The sequence below is a fragment of the Pseudomonas sp. SORT22 genome (assembly GCF_018417635.1).
GTDB lineage: Bacteria > Pseudomonadota > Gammaproteobacteria > Pseudomonadales > Pseudomonadaceae > Aquipseudomonas.
Map to the genome: position 1 here is coordinate 5,176,362 of NZ_CP071007.1, position 13,164 is coordinate 5,189,525.

The following is a 13,164-nucleotide window of genomic DNA, read 5'->3' on the forward strand; positions in this document are numbered from 1 at the left end:
AAGGCGGTATGCTACTCGTTAGTGAGAATCAGTTGCAACTTCACCCCGGCACGCCTTGCACGTGCCGGGATGCGAAGATCACTCGAACAGCGCGTCCAGCGCCTGTTCAAGGCGGGTCACGGCAATCACCTGCAGCCCGGGCGGCGCTTCCTTCGGGGCGTTGCCCTTGGGCACGATGGCGCGCTTGAAGCCATGCTTGGCCGCTTCCTTCAAACGCTCCTGGCCGCTCGGCACCGGGCGCACTTCGCCAGACAAGCCAACCTCGCCAAACACCAGCAGGCCGTTGTCCAGCGGGCGGTTGCGCAGGCTGGACATGATCGCCGCCATCAGCGCCAGGTCGGAGGCCGTCTCCAGCACCTTGACCCCGCCGACCACGTTGAGGAACACGTCCTGGTCATGGGTAGGGATGCCGCCATGGCGATGCAGCACCGCCAGCAGCATGGCCAGGCGGTTCTGGTCCAGGCCCAGGGTGACCCGCCGCGGGTTGGACAGGTGGCTGTCGTCGACCAGGGCCTGAACCTCCACCAGCATCGGCCGGGTACCTTCCCAGGTGGCCATGACCACGCTGCCCGGTACTTCTTCCTGGGCACGCGTAAGAAAGATCGCCGAGGGGTTGGAGACTTCCTTCAGGCCACGGTCGGTCATGCCGAACACGCCCAGCTCGTTGACCGCGCCAAAACGGTTTTTCACCGCGCGCAGCAAACGCAAGCGGCCGTCGGATTCGCCCTCGAAATACAGCACGGTATCGACCATGTGCTCGAGCACCCGTGGCCCGGCCAGCGCGCCTTCCTTGGTCACGTGACCGACGAGGAAGATCGCCGTGCCGCTCTGCTTGGCATAACGCACCAGCAAGGCTGCGCTTTCGCGCACCTGGGAAACACCGCCAGGCGCCGACTGCAACTGCTCGGTGAAGATGGTCTGGATCGAGTCGATGACCATCACCTTGGGCTTCTCCAGCCGGGCGGTGGCGATGATGGTCTCGATACAGGTTTCGGTCATCACCCGCAGCTTGTCCTGGGGCAGGCCCAGGCGCCGGGCGCGCATCGCCACCTGCTGCTGGGACTCTTCGCCGGTGACGTACAGCGCCGGCATGCGCGTAGCGATGTTGCACAGGGTCTGCAGGAGGATGGTCGACTTGCCGATGCCCGGATCACCACCGATCAGCACCACCGAACCGTCGACCAGGCCGCCGCCGAGTACCCGGTCGAGTTCGGCACTGGCGGTAGTGAAGCGCGGGATTTCCTCGACACTGACTTCGGCCAGGGTCTTGATCTGCGCCTGCTGCCCGGCCCAGCCGGTGCGCCCGCTCGGTGCGGCGGCCGCGCCACTCTCGAGCACGGTCTCGACCAGGGTGTTCCAGGCACCGCATTCAGCGCATTGCCCGGCCCATTTCGGAAAGGTCGCGCCGCACTCGGTGCAGCCGTACATGCGCTTGGCCTTGGCCATGGGGACGGTCCTCTGGAAAAAGGCACCATCATAGCCGACCTCAGGCGCCCCGGCGGGCAGAGAAAACGACAAAACTATTCGGTATAACCGCAGTCTGTTGCAGCAGCGCGGAGCATGAAGCGCATAGCTGAATTACACTGCGTTTACCCAACTCATCTGTTACAAGGAATAAACCATGGGCGTGCTCAATGAATTCAAGGCCTTCGCGGTCAAAGGGAATGTCGTCGATATGGCTGTCGGTATCATTATCGGCGCCGCCTTTGGCAAAATCGTTTCATCTTTTGTAGGTGACGTGATCATGCCACCGATCGGTTTGCTGATCGGCGGCGTCGATTTCAGCGACCTGGCGGTCACCCTCAAGGCCGCCGAAGGCGACATACCGGCGGTGGTGCTGGCCTACGGCAAATTCATCCAGACCATCCTCGACTTCATCATCGTCGCCTTCGCGATTTTCATGGGCGTCAAGGTCATCAACCGCCTGAAACGCGAAGAAGCCGCCGCGCCTACCCTGCCGCCGGTGCCGACCAAAGAAGAAGAGCTGCTCACCGAAATTCGCGACCTGCTCAAGTCGCAGAATCGGCAACCCTGAACCCAGGGCTAAAAAAACGGCGCCTGCGGGCGCCGTTTTTGTTGACGCTTACCAGTAGGTCTCGACCGCGACCTGACCGGGGCGGCGGCTGAGGCTGAGGTTCATGTCGCGCTGCTTGAGCACTTTGCGGGTGTCGTCGATCATCTGCGGGTTGCCACAGAGCATTACCCGCGAATGTTCCGGAGTCAGCGCCAGGCCCGCCGCGCGTTCAAGCTCGCCGTTCTCGATCAGGGTGGTAATGCGCTGGTTCAGCGCTCCTGGATGCCGCTCGCGGGTGACGATCGGGATGAACTGCAGCTTGCCGGCGTACTCGGCCAGGTAGTCGCGCTGCTCCAGGCCGGCGATCAAATCCAGGTAGGCCAGCTCGCGGGCCTCACGCACCGAATAAACCAGTTTGATCGACTCGAATCGCTCCCACACTTCGAAGTCCTGGAGGATCGACAGGAATGGCGCGATACCGGTGCCGGTCGCCAGCAGCCAGAGGTCGCGGCCATCAACGAAGCGGTCGAGGGTCAGGTAACCGAAGGCCTGGCGATCGATCAACAGGCTGTCGCCGGCGCCCAGGCGGCTCAGCTCACTGGTGAATTCGCCGCCCGGCACTACGATGGAAAAGAAATCCAGATGCTCGTCGAACGGTGAGGACACCATCGAATAGGCGCGCCAGACCACACTACCGTCTGCCTTGGTCACCCCAAGACGGGCGAACTGCCCGGCACGAAAACGAAAGCCCTGGTCGCGGCTGGTCCGCAGGCTGAACAGGCTGGGGGTCAGCGGCTGGACGTCGAGCAGCGTCTGGCGGGTGAACTTTTCAGCACTGGCTGTCATGGCTTGCTCCAAAAAACAGATGCCCCAGTGTCGCGCAAACGTCGTGGGATAAACACCGTTGGTTTGTAGTGGCATCAACCGCGGGCGCGGTAACAGCCGCACAAGCGACGCCGAAGGGAGAAAAACCCCTTGTCACAACACTTCAACAGCGACAGGAGAAAATCACTGCACGATACCGGTAATAGCCCAATGATTTCGAACTGATATCAAGAAGATCGCTAAAGAACAGGCCTGCCAAAATGTTCACATTTCTATAGCCAAAAAACCCAACAAAACCGTGGGACATTTCCTACACTACTTTGCACCCTGCCAGATCTTGGATCCACCCCCTTGAGATCTCCCCCATGCCGCACTGGAAAGAACAGCAACTCGAGCAGTTGCTAGCCGAAACCGATGAACAACGGATGTTTGACCTGGCGGTTTCCCTGGCCCAGCAACTGGACATGGAGTACCTGTGTTTCGGCATGCGCGTGCAGATCGCCACTTTCGCGCCGCAAATGCGATTCTTCAACAACTATCCCGACGCCTGGAACGAACGCTACCAACGTTGCAACTACGTGGACATCGATCCCACCGTCGCCCATTGCCACCACTCCCTGATGCCGTTGCTGTGGTGCGATGATGTGTTCCGAGAGACACCTGAACTGCGCGAAGAGGCAAAATCCTTCGGCTTGCGCCACGGCTGGAGCCAGTCGGCCCACGACATGCGTCACAACGAAAGCATCCTCAGCATCGCCCGCAGCCAGGGCGCAATCAATCTAGACGAACTCTATGACAAGGCCGGCCAGACCATCTGGCTGTGCAACCTGCTGCACACGCTGATGATTGACCGCCAACCCGGGCAAGCAACCCCGGCGTACAACCTTTCGGAGCGGGAAACCGAAGTGCTCAAATGGTCGGCCGCCGGCAAGACCGCCGCCGACATCGCCTGCATCCTCTCGCTGTCGCAGAGCACGGTGAACTTTCACATCCGCAGCATCATCACCAAAACCAACGCCAGCAACAAAGCCGGCGCAATCGCCATTGCGGCGATGCGTGGCCTGATCTGAGCCAACGCCCCCGTACCTTCGCAAAGCACGGTAGAATCACGGCCCTGTAGAGCGCGCCGCACGCACGCACATCAATGCCCCAGAGCCTTACACCATGCCCCTGCTGACCAGCCCCTTCGCCGAACTCGACCTGCTTCGCCAGCCCGAACAAGCCAACGATCCCCTGCAAGCCTTCGATGCTGCCGACGAGTACCTGCTGGAGCACCTGGCCGAACAGGCACCTACCGCGACCAGCCGGGTTTTGGTGCTCAACGACAGTTTCGGCGCCCTGGCCATCAGCCTGGCAGCGCATGTGTCGGTGCTCAGCAGCGGCGATTCGCACCTGGCGCATCTGGCCCTGGAAAAGAACCTGGTGCGCAATGGCCTGGCCTTCGACGCGGTGCCCTTCGTGGCGGCCAGCAATACCTGGCAAGGCCCGTTCGACCGGGTACTGGTACGCGTGCCAAAGACTCTTGCCCTGCTCGAAGAGCAACTGATTCGCCTGCAGGGCCAGCTGGCGCCCGGCGCACAGGTGGTGGCTGGGGCCATGATCAAACACTTGCCGCGCGCCGCCGGTGACTTGCTGGAGAAATACATCGGCCCGGTGCAGGCATCGCTGGCGAAGAAAAAGGCCCGGCTGTTGATTGCTACCTTCGAGCCGAAGCCGGCGTTCGATTCGCCCTACCCGACCCGCTACCAACTCGACGCGCCACCCCTGGTGCTGCTCAACCACGCCAACGTGTTCTGCCGCGAAGGCCTGGACATCGGCACCCGGGCGTTCCTGCCGCACCTGCCCAAGGACCTCGGCGATGCACGTGTCGCGGACCTCGGTTGCGGCAATGGCGTGCTGGCCATCGCCAGCGCCCTGGCTAACCCGCAGGCGCAGTACACCCTGGTCGACGAGTCATACATGGCCGTGCAGTCGGCACTGGAAAACTGGCAGGCGGCGTTGGGCCCGCGTGAAGTCACGGTGCGCGCCGACGACGGCCTGGCCGGGCAGCCAGCGCAGTCGCTGGATGTGGTGCTGTGCAATCCGCCGTTCCATCAACAGCAGGTAGTCGGTGACTTCCTCGCCTGGCGGATGTTCCAGCAAGCGCGCGAGGCGCTAGTGGTCGGTGGTGCGCTGTACATCGTCGGCAATCGCCACCTGGGTTATCACAGCAAGCTGGCGCGCTTGTTCCGTGGGGTCGAGCAGGTGGCGGCGACGCCCAAGTTCGTGGTGCTCAAGGCGCGTAAATAGGCCAGTACCGCGTCGCCTGAATCACGGGTCAAGCCGCCCCCACAGGGCAAAAAAAAACCCTCCGCAGCTGATGCTGCGAAGGGCTGTAAATCCGCCGCAAGGCGGGATGGGAAATTTCGTTTCAGTGCGTGCTCAGTCCGGCCGCACTCATGAACAGGCGCATCAGCCAGGCGACCAGGGCCAGGCTCACCACGCTGCCGACCCAGATCGCTACCAACCAGCCCAGGCGCTGCCAGAGCGGTTTCTTCTCTTCGTCCATCGTGCCTTTGCCAGTCATTGCCATGCTCCCCTAGTGGTAGCCATCTTCGTGGGTCACCTTGCCGCGGAACACGTAATAGCTCCAGAAGGTGTAACCGAGGATGAACGGGATGATGAACAAGGTCCCGACCAGCATGAAGCCCTGGCTTTGCGGCGGCGCGGCAGCGTCCCAGATCGAGATCGACGGCGGAATGATGTTCGGCCACAAGCTGATGCCCAGGCCGCTGTAGCCGAGGAAGATCAGCACCAGGGTCAGCAGGAACGGGGTGTAGTGTGCGTTACGTGCCACCGCCCGGAGCAAACCGTAAAGAGTTACCAGGACCAGGATCGGTACCGGCAGGAACCAGAACAGGTTGGGCAGGCTGAACCAGCGCTCGGCAATGTCCGGGTGGGCCAGCGGCGTCCAGATACTGACGATGCCGGTCACCGCCAGCAGCACCAGGGCCAGCGGCCGCGCCAGGTCGTGCATCTGCAGTTGCAGCTTGCCTTCGGTCTTCATGATCAGCCAGGTGCAGCCGAGCAAGGCGTAAGCCACGATCAGGCCCAGGCCGCAGAACAGGCTGAACGGGGTCAGCCAGTCGAGGCTGCCGCCAGCGTAGCTGCGATCGACCACCTCAAAGCCTTCGATGAAGGCGCCCAGGGCCACGCCCTGGAAGAAGGTAGCCGCCAGCGAGCCGCCGATGAAGGCCTTGTCCCACAGGTGACGCTTGGCTGCAGTGGCCTTGAAGCGGAACTCGAAGGCCACGCCGCGAAAGATCAGCCCGATCAGCATCAGCATCAACGGCAGGTACAGCGCTGAAAGCACCACGGCGTAGGCCAGCGGGAAGGCGCCGAACAGCGCCGCGCCACCGAGCACCAGCCAGGTTTCGTTACCGTCCCAGACCGGGGCGACAGTGTTCATCATCACATCGCGGTCTTGCTCGCCCTTGACGAACGGGAAGAGGATGCCGATGCCAAGGTCAAAGCCGTCCATGACCACATACATCATGATGCCGAAGATGATGATGATGGCCCAGATAAGCGGAAGATCAACACCCATGGTTCAGTTCCCCTTGTTCAGGCTGGCGTGCTCGCCATTGTCATGATCGTCATCGGCGGCAGACAGCGGCCGTGCCGGGGTGCGTTGCTGGCCGGGGCCACCCGGGTTGGTCTCGTCGCCTTCACCGGTTTTCGGCCCTTTGCGCACCAGGCGCATCATGTAGCCAAGGCCGGTACCGAACAGCGCGAAGTAGACCACCACGAACATCACCAGGGTCAGGCCGAGCTGGCCGTAACTGTGGTTCGAGGCACCATCGGCGGTACGCATCAGGCCGTAGACCACCCAGGGCTGGCGGCCGATCTCGGTGGTGAACCAGCCGGCGAGGATCGCGATCAGGCCGGAGGGGCCCATCCACAAGGTCAGGTACAGGAACGGCCGCGAGCTGTAGAGCTTGTCGCTCTTGCGCAGCCACAGGCTCCAGAGGCCGACGAAGATCATCAGCATGCCAAGGCCGACCATGACCCGGAACGACCAGAAGACGATGGTCGAGTTAGGCCGGTCTTCTTTCGGAAACTCCTTCATCGCCGGCACTTGCTTGTCCAGGCTGTGGGTCAGGATCAGGCTGCCCAGCGCCGGGATTTCCACCTTGAAGCGGGTGGTCTCGGCTTCCATGTCGGGGATACCGAAGAGGATCAGCGGGGTCGGTTCGCCTGGCTTGTTTTCCCAGTGGCCTTCGATAGCAGCGATTTTCACCGGCTGGTGCTTGAGGGTATTGAGGCCGTGGAAGTCGCCGATCACCGCTTGTACCGGGGCGACGATCAGGGCCATCCACATGGCCATCGAAAGCATCTTGCGAATCGCCGGGTTATCGCGGCCGCGCAGCAAGTGCCAGGCGGCCGAGGCGCCGACAAAGAACGCTGTAGCAACAAAGGCGGCAGTCGCCATGTGCGCCAGGCGGTAAGGGAACGACGGGTTGAAGATCACCGCGAACCAGTCCACCGGCACGACTACGCCGTTGACGATTTCGTAGCCCTGGGGGGTCTGCATCCAGCTGTTGGAGGCGAGGATCCAGAAGGTCGAGATCAAAGTGCCGATGGCCACCATGACCGTGGCGAAAAAGTGCAGGCCACGGCCGACGCGGTTCCAGCCAAAGAGCATGACGCCAAGGAAACCGGCTTCAAGGAAGAAGGCGGTGAGAACTTCGTAAGTGAGCAGCGGCCCGGTAACGGACCCGGCGAAATCGGAGAACTTGCTCCAGTTGGTACCGAACTGGTAGGCCATGACCAGGCCGGAGACCACCCCCATGCCGAAGTTGACGGCAAAGATTTTCGACCAGAAATGGTAAAGGTCACGGTAGACGCTGTTGTTGCTCTTCAGCCACAGCCCTTCGAGAACAGCCAGGTAGCTCGCCAGGCCAATGGTGATGGCCGGGAACAGGATGTGAAAGGACACGGTAAACGCGAACTGAATTCGGGCGAGATCTAGAGCCTCTAATCCGAACATAGTGCTTCCTCTGTCAGGTAATCCGGCGTCAGGCGGTGGCCTTGGCGCCAACTGCCCCCACGGTAGTTGAGTGCGGCAAGTTGGAATTGTTCTGTAAACATCACATCGCAGGGAATTCGGCCGTCTGGCCATGCCGTTGCAAATGAAACAATTGATCCAGATCAACGGATGCCTGAAAGGATAGTCCTGAACGGGCTGTGCGCTTGTGTGGTTGATTGCCGCGTGACCGGTTGTCTCACCCCCTTTACCGCGCCCCAAAACAGTGCGTTTACCGCACACAGGTGCCATTCCTCGCAACCTGCTGTTACAAAGTGGTGATAACCTGCAGCGTCGATCCCTGCGCCGAGGCTCTGTTTCGCCGATGTCAGACCCCGTTTTGCTGCTGCGTCATCACCGTCCCTTCCTGGCCTTCTGGCTGGCCCGGGTATTTACCGCCAGCGGCTTTCAGATGCTTACCGTGGCGATCGGCTGGCACCTCTACCAATTGACCGGCAATGTCCTCGACCTGGGCCTGGTGGGCCTGGTGGAATTCGCCCCGCGGGTGCTGTTCATGCTGCACACCGGACACGTCGCCGACCGCTATGACCGGCGCCGGGTCGCCGCCCTGTGCCAGAGTGCCCAGGCCATGATCGCCCTGGTGCTGGTGGTCGCCAGCAGCACCCACAGCGTCAGCCGCGAACTGATCTTCCTGCTGGCGTTCTTGCTCGGTAGCGCACGCTCCTTTGAAATGCCGGCGACCCAGGCGCTGCTGCCCAATGTGGTGCCCTCCGAGCTGTTTCCACGTGCCGTGGCTGCTTCTGCCTCGGCGATGCAGGCGGCGACCATCGTCGCGCCGGCGGTGGGCGGTTTTCTCTATGCCTTTGGCAGCGTCTGGGTGTACGGGCCGACGGTAGCGTTGTACCTGATTGCCTGCGTGTTGACCCTGGGCCTGGTGTCGCGCCAGCAACCAGGCAACCAGGGCCGCGCCAGCCTCGAATCGCTGATGGCCGGCATTCGCTTTATCCGCAGCCGCCCGGACATCCTCGGGGCGATCTCCCTGGACCTGTTCGCCGTGCTGCTGGGCGGCGCCACCGCGCTGTTGCCGGTGTTTGCCAAGGACATCCTGCTGACCGGCCCCTGGGGCCTGGGCCTGCTGCGCTCGGCGCCGGCGGTGGGCGCCCTGCTGATGTCGCTGTGGCTGGCGCGCTTTCCGGTGGAGCGCAAGGTCGGGCGGGTGATGTTTACCGCTGTCGGCGTGTTCGGGGTGGCGACCATTGCCTTTGGCCTGTCCACTTCGTTCTGGTTTTCCCTCGCCGTGCTGGCGGTGCTGGGCGCCGCCGACATGATCAGCATGGTAATACGCGGTGCCTTCGTGCAGCTGGAGACACCGGATGAAATGCGCGGCCGGGTCAGCGCGGTGAACGGGCTGTTCATCGGCGCCTCGAACCAGCTCGGTGAGTTCGAGTCAGGAGTGACTGCGCACTGGTTCGGCACGGTACCGGCGGTAGTGCTGGGCGGGGTCGGCACGCTGCTGGTGACCGGGGTGTGGATCAAGCTGTTTCCGACCCTGGCTGGGCGCGATTATATGCATAAGCAGTGAGGGCCTGTGGGAGCGGGCTTGCCCCGCGATAGTCACACCCGCAGCTCAGCCGCCACCCGCTTGCGCAGCACCCTGCCCGCCAGTTGCTCGACCAACACCAAGGCAAATTCCAGCGCCGCCGCCGACCCCTGGGCGGTGATGCAATTACCGTCCACCACCACCGGCTGATCGACAAAGCTGCACCCGGACAACCCCTGGCTGACAGCCGGGTCACAGGTCATGCGTCGCTGGCGCAACACACCATAGGCCTGCAGCGCCAACGGCGCTTCGCCGATCGCGGCAAAAAACTTGCCGGCCCTGGCCTGATCCTTGACCTGCTGCGCCAGTGGTTGGTGCGCGGCCATGTGCTGTGCGCCTTTTTCGCCCCCGGGCAAGACCATCAGGTCGAACGGCTGGGCCAGCAGGTCGACCAGCATGCCGTCGGCGGTCAAGCGCGTGCCGCGGGCACAGGTGAGCATCCGCCGGCCTTCGATACTGGCCACCACCACTTCGATCTCGGCGCGGCGCAGCACGTCGATCAGGGTCACGCTCTGCAGGTCATCCGCGCCTTCGGCGACTACGATCAGGGCTCTGTGGGTCATCAACTGCTCTCCGCCGGGGTATCCCACAAGCTTAGTCGCTCACAGCAACAGGGTCAGTTGACGCTCGTGGCCCTGGCGCGCGCGGTAGCCATCGCCGCTGTCGACCCAGCCGCTGGCCAGGTACAGCGCCAGGGCGGCGTGGTTGTCCCGGTCTACAGAAAGCTGCAGGCAACGCACCTCGGGCCACGCCTCGCACACCAGGCCCGGCAACGCCTGCATGAAAAATCGCCCCAGGCCCTGGCCCTGCAAGCGCTGATCGACTTGCAAGGCATTGATCGTCGCCGCATCGGCCCGGGCCCAGGGCGCCAGGAACACCCCGCGCTGAAGCAGCAAGAAGGCCCGCGGCAGGTTGTCCAGCAGCAGCGCCACGCCACGCCGGTCGGGACTGTCGCCACTTTGCAGGGTGTACAAGGCGCTAGCCATATCGCCGGCAAAGCGCAGTTGCTCAGGCCGCACCTGGATGTCGAGCAGTTGCTCGCGCTGGGCCGGGTTAAGGTCGCGGTAGTCGGTCAAGTGCACAGCATGGTCAACTCGGGATGGGGGGAACGGCGCAGAACCTGCAGATATCTGCAGTGTATCGCGACATTAATTACCGCTGCCCGAGCATGCTGGTATGATGCGCGGCTTTTTTCCGACCCAGGGAAAAACCACAGTCTCCCGGTACAGTCTGTGCTTTGCTAACTGGGTCGATACATTCACGGCGCCGGGAGCGCCACGGGGAGCAGGCATGCTGGAAAGGCTGTTTCAACTAAAAGCACACGACACCAATGTCCGCACCGAGATTCTCGCGGGCGTGACCACCTTCCTGGCCATGGCCTACATCCTGTTCGTCAACCCGAGCATTCTCGGCGAGACCGGCATGGACAAGGGCGCGCTGTTCGTCGCCACCTGCCTGGCAGCGGCGATCGGCTCGACCACCATGGGCCTGATCGCCAACTACCCGATCGCTCTGGCACCGGGCATGGGCCTGAACGCCTTCTTCACCTACACCGTGGTCCTGCACATGGGCCACACCTGGCAGGTGGCATTGGGCGCGGTGTTCATCTCGGCGGTGTGCTTCTTCCTGCTGTCGATCTTTCGCATCCGCGAATGGATCGTCAACAGCATCCCGTTGCCGCTGCGTTCGGCAATTGCCGCCGGTATTGGCCTGTTCCTGGCGCTGATCGCCCTGCATAACGCCGGCATCGTCGTCGATAACCAGGCCACCCTGGTGGGCCTCGGTGACCTCAAGAAACCGGCGCCGATCCTCGCCACCCTGGGTTTCTTCCTGATCGTCGCGCTGGAGGCCATGAAGGTCCGCGGCGCGGTGCTGATCGGCATCCTGGCGGTGACCGTGGCCTCGATCGCCCTGGGCGTGACTCCATTCAACGGCGTGGTGTCGATGCCGCCGTCGCTGGCGCCGACCTTCCTGCAGCTGGACATCAAGGGCGCGCTGGACGTCGGCCTGATCAGCGTGATTTTCGCCTTCCTGTTCGTCGACCTGTTCGACAACTCCGGCACCCTGATCGGCGTCGCCAAGCGCGCCGGCCTGATGCGCAAGGACGGCCACATGCCGAAAATGGGCCGGGCGCTGATCGCCGACAGCACCGCGGCGATGGCCGGTTCCCTGCTGGGTACCTCGACCACCACCAGCTACATCGAATCTGCAGCCGGCGTCAGCGCCGGTGGCCGCACCGGCCTGACCGCCATCGTGGTGGCTATTCTGTTCCTGCTGGCGCTGTTCTTCGCACCGCTGGCCGGCAGCGTGCCAGCCTTCGCCACGGCACCGGCGCTGTTGTTCGTCGCCGTGTTGATGGCTTCGGGCCTGGCTGAAATAAACTGGGACGACATTACCGAAGCCGCGCCGGTGGTGGTCACTGCCCTGGCCATGCCGCTGACCTACTCGATCGCCAACGGCATCGCCTTCGGTTTCATTGCCTGGACCGCGATCAAGCTGCTTTCCGGCCGCGCCCGTGACCTCAACGCGGCACTGGTGATCCTCTCGGTCCTGTTCGTCATCAAACTGGGCTGGTTCAACGCATGAGTGCTGTCTTCGACCCTTCGACCTACACCCAGCAGCTCGACGCCAAGGTCGCGCGCCTGCGCGAGCTGCTGGCGCCGTTCGCGGCGCCCGAGCCTGCGGTATTCGACTCGCCGCGCGAGCACTATCGCCTGCGCGCCGAGTTCCGCCTGTGGCGCGAAAACGAGCAGCGCTTCTACGCGATGTTCGCCCCGGGCGAGAAACACACGCCGATTCTGATTGAAGACTTCCCGATTGCCAGTCTGCAGATCAACGACCTGATGCCACGGCTCAAGGCCGCCTGGCAAGCCAGCTCGGCGTTGAGCTTCAAGCTGTTCCAGGTGGAGTTCCTCACCACCCTGGCAGGCGATGCAATGATCACCCTGTGCTATCACCGTCCGCTGGACGAGCACTGGGAGCGCGCCGCGCAGCAACTGGCCAGCGACCTGGGCGTGAGCATCATCGGCCGCTCCAAGGGCAAGCGCGTGGTGATCGGCCGCGATTACGCAGTCGAAGAGCTGCAGATTGCCGGGCGCACCTTCCGCTACCGCCAGCCTGAAGGCGCCTTCACCCAGCCTAACGGCGCGGTCAACCAGAAGATGCTCAACTGGGCCTATGAAGCCCTGGGCGAGCGCCAGGACGATCTGCTCGAGCTGTACTGCGGCAACGGCAACTTCACCCTGCCGCTGGCCACCCGGGTGCGCAAGGTACTGGCCACCGAGATCAGCAAGACCTCGGTCAATGCCGCCCTGCACAACCTCGACGACAACGCTGTGGATAACGTGCGCCTGGTGCGTCTGTCGGCTGAAGAGCTGACCGAAGCGCTGAACGAAGTGCGTCCGTTCCGCCGCCTCGAAGGCATTGACCTCAAGAGCTACCAGTTCGCCAGTGTGTTCGTCGACCCGCCGCGCGCCGGCATGGACCCGGATACCTGCGAGCTGACCCGGCGCTTCGACAACATCCTGTACATCTCCTGCAACCCGCAAACCCTGGCGGCCAACATCGCCCAGTTGCACGACACCCATCGCATCGAGCGCTGTGCGTTGTTTGACCAGTTTCCGTATACCCATCACATGGAGAGCGGGGTGTTGCTGGTTCGCCGTTGAAGCTACCGCGGGTCAAGCCCGCTCCTGCAGG

General features: G+C 63.0%; 13 protein-coding genes. 6 read left to right on the forward strand and 7 right to left on the reverse strand.

Annotated elements, in window-relative coordinates; all coding sequences use genetic code 11:
* Positions 1 to 78: 78 nt before the first annotated feature.
* The gene (radA, locus tag JYG36_RS23790) at positions 79 to 1,446 is read right to left on the reverse strand and encodes a DNA repair protein RadA (RefSeq protein ID WP_045195900.1); all 1,368 of its coding nucleotides are present in this window, start codon (positions 1,444 to 1,446) and stop codon (positions 79 to 81) included.
* Between the two features lie 175 nt (positions 1,447 to 1,621).
* Between radA and mscL the strand changes: the two genes are divergently transcribed.
* On the forward strand, positions 1,622 to 2,035 hold the full coding sequence (gene mscL, locus JYG36_RS23795) for a large-conductance mechanosensitive channel protein MscL (RefSeq protein WP_213602487.1): 414 nt from the start codon (positions 1,622 to 1,624) through the stop codon (positions 2,033 to 2,035).
* 48 nt (positions 2,036 to 2,083) lie between these two features.
* Here mscL and JYG36_RS23800 read toward each other — a convergent pair whose 3' ends face one another.
* Positions 2,084 to 2,860: a ferredoxin--NADP reductase gene (locus JYG36_RS23800; RefSeq protein ID WP_195885645.1), complete on the reverse strand. Its 777-nt coding sequence runs from the start codon at positions 2,858 to 2,860 to the stop codon at positions 2,084 to 2,086.
* A gap of 344 nt (positions 2,861 to 3,204) precedes the next feature.
* Between JYG36_RS23800 and JYG36_RS23805 the strand changes: the two genes are divergently transcribed.
* Both JYG36_RS23805 and JYG36_RS23810 read left to right on the forward strand, forming a co-directional pair.
* Complete coding sequence (locus JYG36_RS23805) at positions 3,205 to 3,909, forward strand: autoinducer binding domain-containing protein (RefSeq protein WP_213602489.1); 705 nt, start codon at positions 3,205 to 3,207, stop codon at positions 3,907 to 3,909.
* A 94-nt stretch (positions 3,910 to 4,003) separates the two neighbouring features.
* Positions 4,004 to 5,128 (forward strand): methyltransferase, encoded by a 1,125-nt coding sequence (locus JYG36_RS23810; RefSeq protein ID WP_213602491.1) that lies wholly within the window; start codon positions 4,004 to 4,006, stop codon positions 5,126 to 5,128.
* A gap of 121 nt (positions 5,129 to 5,249) precedes the next feature.
* On the opposite strand, the gene JYG36_RS23815 is transcribed toward JYG36_RS23810, so the two are convergent.
* Genes JYG36_RS23815 through JYG36_RS23825 form a run of 3 tightly spaced genes read right to left on the reverse strand, consistent with a single transcriptional unit; the run spans position 5,250 to position 7,868 of the window.
* A complete protein-coding gene (locus JYG36_RS23815; RefSeq protein WP_045195893.1) occupies positions 5,250 to 5,405 on the reverse strand; it encodes a DUF2474 domain-containing protein in 156 nt (51 codons plus the stop codon).
* A 12-nt stretch (positions 5,406 to 5,417) separates the two neighbouring features.
* Complete coding sequence (gene cydB / locus JYG36_RS23820; RefSeq protein ID WP_045195891.1) at positions 5,418 to 6,425, reverse strand: cytochrome d ubiquinol oxidase subunit II; 1,008 nt, start codon at positions 6,423 to 6,425, stop codon at positions 5,418 to 5,420.
* Positions 6,426 to 6,428: 3 nt separating this feature from the next.
* Positions 6,429 to 7,868, reverse strand: coding sequence for a cytochrome ubiquinol oxidase subunit I (locus JYG36_RS23825; RefSeq protein WP_045195889.1), 1,440 nt, complete (start codon positions 7,866 to 7,868; stop codon positions 6,429 to 6,431).
* A 361-nt stretch (positions 7,869 to 8,229) separates the two neighbouring features.
* Between JYG36_RS23825 and JYG36_RS23830 the strand changes: the two genes are divergently transcribed.
* Complete coding sequence (locus tag JYG36_RS23830; RefSeq protein WP_213602493.1) at positions 8,230 to 9,447, forward strand: MFS transporter; 1,218 nt, start codon at positions 8,230 to 8,232, stop codon at positions 9,445 to 9,447.
* Positions 9,448 to 9,479: 32 nt separating this feature from the next.
* On the opposite strand, the gene JYG36_RS23835 is transcribed toward JYG36_RS23830, so the two are convergent.
* Both JYG36_RS23835 and JYG36_RS23840 read right to left on the reverse strand, forming a co-directional pair.
* Positions 9,480 to 10,028 carry a DJ-1 family glyoxalase III gene (locus JYG36_RS23835; RefSeq protein WP_093387840.1) on the reverse strand — a complete coding sequence of 183 codons (549 nt, stop codon included), beginning with the start codon at positions 10,026 to 10,028 and terminating at the stop codon, positions 9,480 to 9,482.
* Between the two features lie 39 nt (positions 10,029 to 10,067).
* Positions 10,068 to 10,547, reverse strand: coding sequence for a GNAT family N-acetyltransferase (locus JYG36_RS23840; protein ID WP_213602496.1), 480 nt, complete (start codon positions 10,545 to 10,547; stop codon positions 10,068 to 10,070).
* Positions 10,548 to 10,755: 208 nt separating this feature from the next.
* On the opposite strand from JYG36_RS23840, the gene JYG36_RS23845 reads away from it, so the two are divergent.
* A complete protein-coding gene (locus JYG36_RS23845) occupies positions 10,756 to 12,051 on the forward strand; it encodes an NCS2 family permease (protein ID WP_045195880.1) in 1,296 nt (431 codons plus the stop codon).
* Positions 12,048 to 13,133, forward strand: coding sequence for a tRNA (uridine(54)-C5)-methyltransferase TrmA (gene trmA, locus JYG36_RS23850; RefSeq protein WP_045195878.1), 1,086 nt, complete (start codon positions 12,048 to 12,050; stop codon positions 13,131 to 13,133). The genes JYG36_RS23845 and trmA overlap by 4 nt, the downstream gene beginning before the upstream one ends.
* The last annotated feature ends 31 nt before the right edge of the window (positions 13,134 to 13,164 follow it).